We start from the raw sequence: 6,411 nt of genomic DNA, 5'->3' as shown, positions 1-6,411 counted from the left end.
AAGTAAAAAAGAAAAGCGTGAAACTAGGAAAAGGAGCTTTAAGAACGATGATCTTGGGTTTCAAGGTCTGCTGAGTTTTCTACAAAAGCATAATGTGGAAGAAGTAAAGTCATGCATGTGGTTGTTATAGCGAAGCTTTGGCTGAATTTCTGCACAATGCTGGACATTTTGTTAGTGTTGTAAATCCTTATTGTATTAAATCTTATACAAGGAGTAAGCTCGTAAGACAAAAGAATGATCAGACTGATGCAGAAATTATTGCTGATTATTGCCAAAGACAGGAACCAACTCGTTGGACACCACCTTCTTCTGAAATGAAAAAATTAAAACATCTTTATCGTTGCTCAGTTGCGTTAAAAGAATTAGTAAATAACCACCTAGAAAAAAAAGAGAGACTGCCTAAAGAAGTTGCAAATGCTTGTTGCAACGAATATAGTTAAAAAAATAGAAATAATAAAAAACTCCATACGCAAACTATTAAAGCAGCACAAAGAATTGTTGGAAAATTTTCAGCTTCTATTGACTATTCCAGGAATAGGAGAGGAATCAGCAATGGCTATTTTAGCTGAAATCCCTGACATAAAAGCTTTTAGAGATGCCAGGCAATTGGCAGCATATACAGGAGTTATACCGAAAAATATAACATCAGGTTCATCTGTACATTCTAAACCAAGATTAAGTAAATCAGGTTCACAAACATTACGTAAGGCCCTTTTCTTTCCTGCCATAGTAGCCAAGAATCACAATCCTATCATTGTGAGTTTTTGCCAAAGACTAAAGAAGAAGGGTAAGCATAATATGGCAATTGTGGGAGCTGCAATGCGTAAGCTACTCCATATCATTTTCGGTATCCTGACATCCAAAAGTGCTTTTGATCCAAATCATATCAAGAATTACAGAACTAGGATGTTGACTGTAGTTTAAAATCAAAAAATGCTTCCAATCCATTCAACATATTCACTAACTGTAATCTGTGTACTGTTACACAATCAGAAGTATTTTTTGATTTTATGATACAGCTTGAGTAATTTTTTTGTTGACTAGCAAGACGGTATCTTTCTTATGCCACTTTTCCTTAACTTGACGCGTATGCTTTTTTGAACATTCTCATATACTTTAAAGCATTATTATAAATTATCCCTTCAATAGAGAAGAAACCTGCTTTGAGCAAGAGATCGCTTTATTAATCATATAATTCTCATGATTGTTATTTATTTTAGGCAATTCATACAGATAATTCACCATCATCCCGGCTGACTGACTAATGCCTTTTTCAGAAGTATCTGCCATCCAGTTGAGTTGTTTGATTGATGCACCATTGCTTAAATGAAAGTGTGCCACCGGATCATAAGCACCGCCACTACTGCTTTTAACCTTTAGCAAATAGTGTGCACAAAGTTTCAGTAGGCACTGTTTTTCGCATTCAACGTTAGTTTTTATGCTTTCTAAAATTTCTGCACCTGATTGTTTGATATTAAGCTTACCTAATGAAGCTACATCTTGATTTTTCAGCCATTTCGTAAAGCCAGGTATTGGAGAAAGAGTTGCGTACGCTTTTATGCTTTTAAATTCCTGCGATAGCTTTTCTACAACCCTTTTGATTAAGAAATTACCAAGACTAATTCCAGATAACCCTGCTTGAGTATTTGATATTGAATAGAATATAGCAGTGCTTGCACTACTTGGATCACTTGAAGGTACTGATTCATCTAAAAGGTGTTGAATGCTATCTGCAATCTTATTCACCAATGCAACCTCTACAAAAATTAGAGGTTCGTTTGGTATCTTGTAATGAAAAAAAGCAAAACAGAGATGATCAGAATCCAGCCTATTTTTTAAGTCACCCCAAGAAGAAATTTCATGCACAGCTTCATATTTTATAAGTTTTTCTAGCAATGATGCAGGTGAATCCCAGGTGATTTGACGAAGATCAAGTAGATCAACATCAACCCAAGTATAGAGTATATTTTTTAATTCGTTCTCTAGTGGATCCAAACTTCTATATTGGTTCTTTAGCTTAAGCACATCAGAACGCATATTAACAATAAACTTGAGGCCTTCTGGTAAAGAAATAAATTGCTTTAATATTTTAGAACGTGGTGATTCAAGAATTTTTATTAAATCCTGTTCAAATTTGTAGTTTAACTCGGGATTTTGATTTTCTTTGTATTCTTTTATTTTCTCATCTATTTCTTCTTTATGTAGACTAAATTTTTCTGCCAGGGTTTGTAAAAATTTTATTTTACCTTTCTCTGATAAACTCAAGTAAAGATTACCAAGAGATACAGTGTTTTTACGTGCTGAGACTTCTCCTCCCTTTGGGTTTAAGCATTCGTTCATCTTCAAGACTAAACTATCGATATCGCGACTACTACTTAAATCAGGGCTAATATTGCCAACCCATGACCTTACAGCATCTGCTACTTCACCTAATATTTTAAAAAAGCCTTTTACTGCTTTCTTATCTTCAACTTTTACTATATCAGTTTTTGCTAATGATTCTTTTGCCATAGGTTCCTCTTAACTGTGTATCTATCTTAAATTAAAAAAAATATTAGTCTACATAGCAAGCATATACTTTCATGGTACAATTATCTTAGAACCTGCTTAAAATTTTCGTAAAGAGAGTTAGATTTTCAATCTTATTACTCTTCTTAAAAAAACACTTTTATTATAAAAATGCCCTTTTCCCCTTTTCTGGGCAAGGTTGATTTCTAATTACCTGAGCGAAGTTACTTAATTTTTACACATCTATTGTAAAGTACAAAGGCTGACTTTGGAATGAAAATGCTAGCCGATACTTGGACTTTATTGATACTTACGCTACTTGAAACTATACTTGGTATAGACAATTTAATCTTTATTTCTCTAGCAATAGATAAGGTGCCAAATCTGCTGAGAGAAAGAGCGCGCCTTATAGGTTTTAGCCTAGCGCTATTGATGCGTTTTGTAATACTATTTTTTACATCATATATATTATCAATGCAAAAACCTATATTTCACGCCGTATCACTGGATATCTCAGTAAAGGATTTACTTATGATTGCAGGAGGGTTATTCCTTATTGTTAAAAGCTCTATGGAGTTATGGAGCGACATTTTTGTACATAAGGAGAACAAAACAAAGGCGAACGTTAAATCACAATTTTTTTTAGTTGTGCTACAAATTATATTAATAGATTTAGTTTTTTCGGTTGATTCAATATTAACTGCCATAGCATTAACTCACAATATGATAATTATTGCTATAGCATTTACATTTTCCATATTAGCAATGCTATTTTCATCAAGTTATACCGCTCAGTTAATAAAATCAAACCCAAGCTTAAAAGTAATTGCCATTCTATTTATTTTACTCGTCGGTGTATATCTAACACTTGAAGGGCTTCACATAGAATTACCAAAAGCATATTTGTATTCTTCATTTATGTTTGCATTGCTTGTGGAAGTTATAGGTAGCGTAAAGAAAATGTAGCAGACCTCTTTCAAAACTATTTTACACGAAGCAAAAATCTAATCAGCGCGTGACGCACATCTGTATGAACATTGTCTAGCAGGAAGGTGTCATCCCAGTGCCCAGACAAACAACTGTACAAACATTGTGGTTTGTGGGCAATTGACGTAGCAGACGGTGTCATTCCAGTCTGGAATCTACCGTCTTAAGCATCAAGATAAAAATTATTATTTTTTATCATAGCATTTAAGCAAACTATGATTTTTCTCATTACAGCAACTTTAGCGGCTTTGCCAGAGTCAACTAAACGCTGGTAAAATACTTTCATTTTTTTATTATGACGCATTGCAACCACAGCAGACATGTATAATGCTTTTCGAGCATAAAATCTGCCACCTATGATTTGAGCTTTGCTTATTTTCCTTCCGCTTTCGTTGGTTTTTGGCAACTAAACAGGCTATTTCCTTATTATCTAACCTACCGAGTCCAGGTACTTCTATGAGTAAGATACTTGCAGTTTTTCGTCCAATGCCTAGTCATTGTATCGCTTTTTTCCTTCAAATCAGGATCAGAGTTCTTCTATATCTTTCCTAACTTGCTCTTTTGCAAATTCTATCTGTCTTTCTATATATTTTCTGGCTTTTCCTGTTGCAAACGGCACTTGTTTGCATATCTGCGCTCAATTGCTCTTTCAATTCCTCATGCTTTTGTGAAGCTACACATTCTTTTATCTCATCATTCTTCGTGATAAATTCAGCATATTTTTCTAATAATTTTGCATCTAATTTATCACTCTTTGCAAAGTAATTGCATACTTTTGCAAACCCGCAAGGCTTTGTTGAATAGCTAGTGTTATATTGTAAGGAGAAAAGCTTTTCAATATATGGTTAGTAACGCATTTTGTTGTAAAATAAGCATTTTTCAAACAAGTATAACTTATGCCGCAAAAAATGAGAGTAAGTAACCAAAGAGAATATAACGAGTTTCTCAAAAAAAGAGGAAATGTTTTTCATTTTGTTAATAGAAAATTGGTATGAAAATAGTCCAAAAGTTGCAGGTACACTTATAGTGATAAAGTTAATACACATATCTTTTTAGAATTGGCTTGAGACAAGCTGTAGGTTTTGTAAAAGGTTATATGGTACAAATAGGCAAAAAACTTAAGGTTATCACTATACACAAGCTTCCAGAAGATTTAAAAAGCTTAATTTGAAGATTGATGACCATAGAACCAATAAAGATGATTTGGAAAATATTGAAATTGCCGTAGATAGCACTAGAGTTAGTATCTACAATAATAACGGTGGGCATAATACTCGAATACAGTGGTTATGGTCAAGTAAGAAAACTACATGTTGTTTTAAACGTAAATGATAAGAATAGTGGTGTTGCTGTGCCGGTCTGCGATATGTTAGAGGAAGTCAGTGATAAATATAACATTTCGAGCAGATGCGGCTTATGATATAAAAAGTGTGTATAAAGAATGCAGAATATTGTGCCTATTATTCGCCCTAGCTAAAATTTGTTTAGCTATCAGAAAGAAACAAGTAGAATATTGTAAGTTAAAAATATGATATAAAGGAGATAAGAGGGAAGATAACTCCACTCACTATAGGAATGGAGTTATCACGGGCGTGTGCGACCGCTAGAATAATGGCTATACAACCGTGCTCATCAAGGTACACTAGCCCTATCTCTCGATACGTTTGAATAGTTGTGTGGGACATACATATGCACCCGTTTACAATCTTAAATTAACTAAAACTAATCGAGGTTATTATGATTACATCTTATCAAAATTTTATTGGCATTGATATCGGAAAATTTAAAAATGTTGCTGCAGTTCACAACCAAAAGAACACTATCAAGTTTGATAATAATGCTGCTGGTTGGCAACAATTGTTTCAAAATTTTTCAAATATTCTACCTAATTCTTTTGTAACTTTGGAAAATACAGGAAAATATGAGCTTGGCTTAGCACACTTTCTGGTTGATAAGAATGTTGCTGTACATCGAGCTAATACTCGCAAAGTAAAAAGCTTTACCTTATCTCATGGAATTTTAGCAAAGTCTGATCAATCAGATGCAAGAGCCCTTGCTCAATATGGATTTGAGCGTTATAGTACTCTATCTCTATTTGTGCCTATGTCAAAAGAACAAACAGCCTTAGCTGCACTTTGTCAACGTCGTGATGACCTTACACAAATAAGAGCTCAAGAGAAATGTAGACTGAAAGCACCTGAAAACGACTATATAAAAGAAAGTTGCCAAAAAACTATTGACTTTTTTAACAGTCAAATAGATGAGCTCAATGATGCCATACAAAAAATTATCGATGAGAATCCAGAGTTAAAAAAGCGCCAAAAAATCATAAGAACAGTACCAGGAATAGGTAAAAAGTTATCACAAGATTTTGTATGCTTGATGCCAGAACTTGGCTACTTAAGCAGGCAAGAAGTTGCTAGTCTTGCTGGAGTTGCCCCGCATCCAAAAGAAAGTGGTAAAGCTATTGGTTATCGCAGAATAAGTGGTGGCAGAAGGAACGTTCGTGAAAAGCTTTTTACATCTGCGATGGCTGCTTCAAGGACTAAATCTGCACTTGGTGCTTTTTATTCTGCTCTCATTGGTAGAGGTAAAAAGAAGATGGTAGTCATAACAGCTCTAATGCGCAAAATTATAGTGATTGCTAATGCAAGGCTTAAAGAAGCAATTAACGCAAATTTTTAAAATCTGCATAAGAAAATAGGTTAATGAATATGCGCGCCACACAAATTTAAAGCACATATTCATTAATCATAAGATCTAAGCAGTGGTAGTTGTTTGATATAAATTTCTTTCTGTAATGAACTAGGGTTTTTATTGCCAAAAATACGTTTTTCAATTGAATAAGAATACAAAACTATAAATAAGAGTTGTAATAAGACTAAATTCAAAAAATTTTAAAAAACATAGTTGATG

The 6,411-nt window shown here is 33.8% G+C and carries 3 protein-coding genes and 3 pseudogenes; 4 read left to right on the top strand and 2 right to left on the bottom strand.

Annotated elements, in window-relative coordinates:
• A pseudogene (locus Wcon_RS08195) lies at positions 1-924 on the top strand (IS110 family RNA-guided transposase); the annotation flags it as partial.
• A gap of 210 nt (positions 925-1,134) precedes the next feature.
• Here Wcon_RS08195 and Wcon_RS08190 read toward each other — a convergent pair.
• The gene (locus Wcon_RS08190) at positions 1,135-2,511 is read right to left on the bottom strand and encodes a malonyl-CoA decarboxylase (protein WP_114517830.1); all 1,377 of its coding nucleotides are present in this window, start codon (positions 2,509-2,511) and stop codon (positions 1,135-1,137) included.
• 276 nt (positions 2,512-2,787) lie between these two features.
• Here Wcon_RS08190 and Wcon_RS08185 point away from each other — a divergent pair, with 276 nt between their 5' ends.
• A complete protein-coding gene (locus Wcon_RS08185; RefSeq protein ID WP_114517831.1) occupies positions 2,788-3,474 on the top strand; it encodes a TerC family protein in 687 nt (228 codons plus the stop codon).
• A 184-nt stretch (positions 3,475-3,658) separates the two neighbouring features.
• Here Wcon_RS08185 and Wcon_RS13470 read toward each other — a convergent pair.
• Positions 3,659-4,280, bottom strand: a pseudogene (locus tag Wcon_RS13470) (transposase); the annotation flags it as partial.
• Positions 4,281-4,391: 111 nt separating this feature from the next.
• Between Wcon_RS13470 and Wcon_RS13465 the strand changes: the two are divergent.
• Together Wcon_RS13465 and Wcon_RS08170 are read left to right on the top strand one after the other, a co-directional pair.
• Positions 4,392-4,940 (top strand): annotated as a pseudogene (locus tag Wcon_RS13465) (transposase); the annotation flags it as partial.
• A 292-nt stretch (positions 4,941-5,232) separates the two neighbouring features.
• Entirely contained in the window at positions 5,233-6,180 is a 948-nt protein-coding gene (locus Wcon_RS08170; RefSeq protein ID WP_063630491.1) for an IS110 family RNA-guided transposase, read from the top strand.
• The last annotated feature ends 231 nt before the right edge of the window (positions 6,181-6,411 follow it).

It is taken from the genome of Wolbachia endosymbiont of Cylisticus convexus (assembly GCF_003344345.1).
This window is presented reverse-complemented; position numbering and strand designations above follow the sequence as displayed.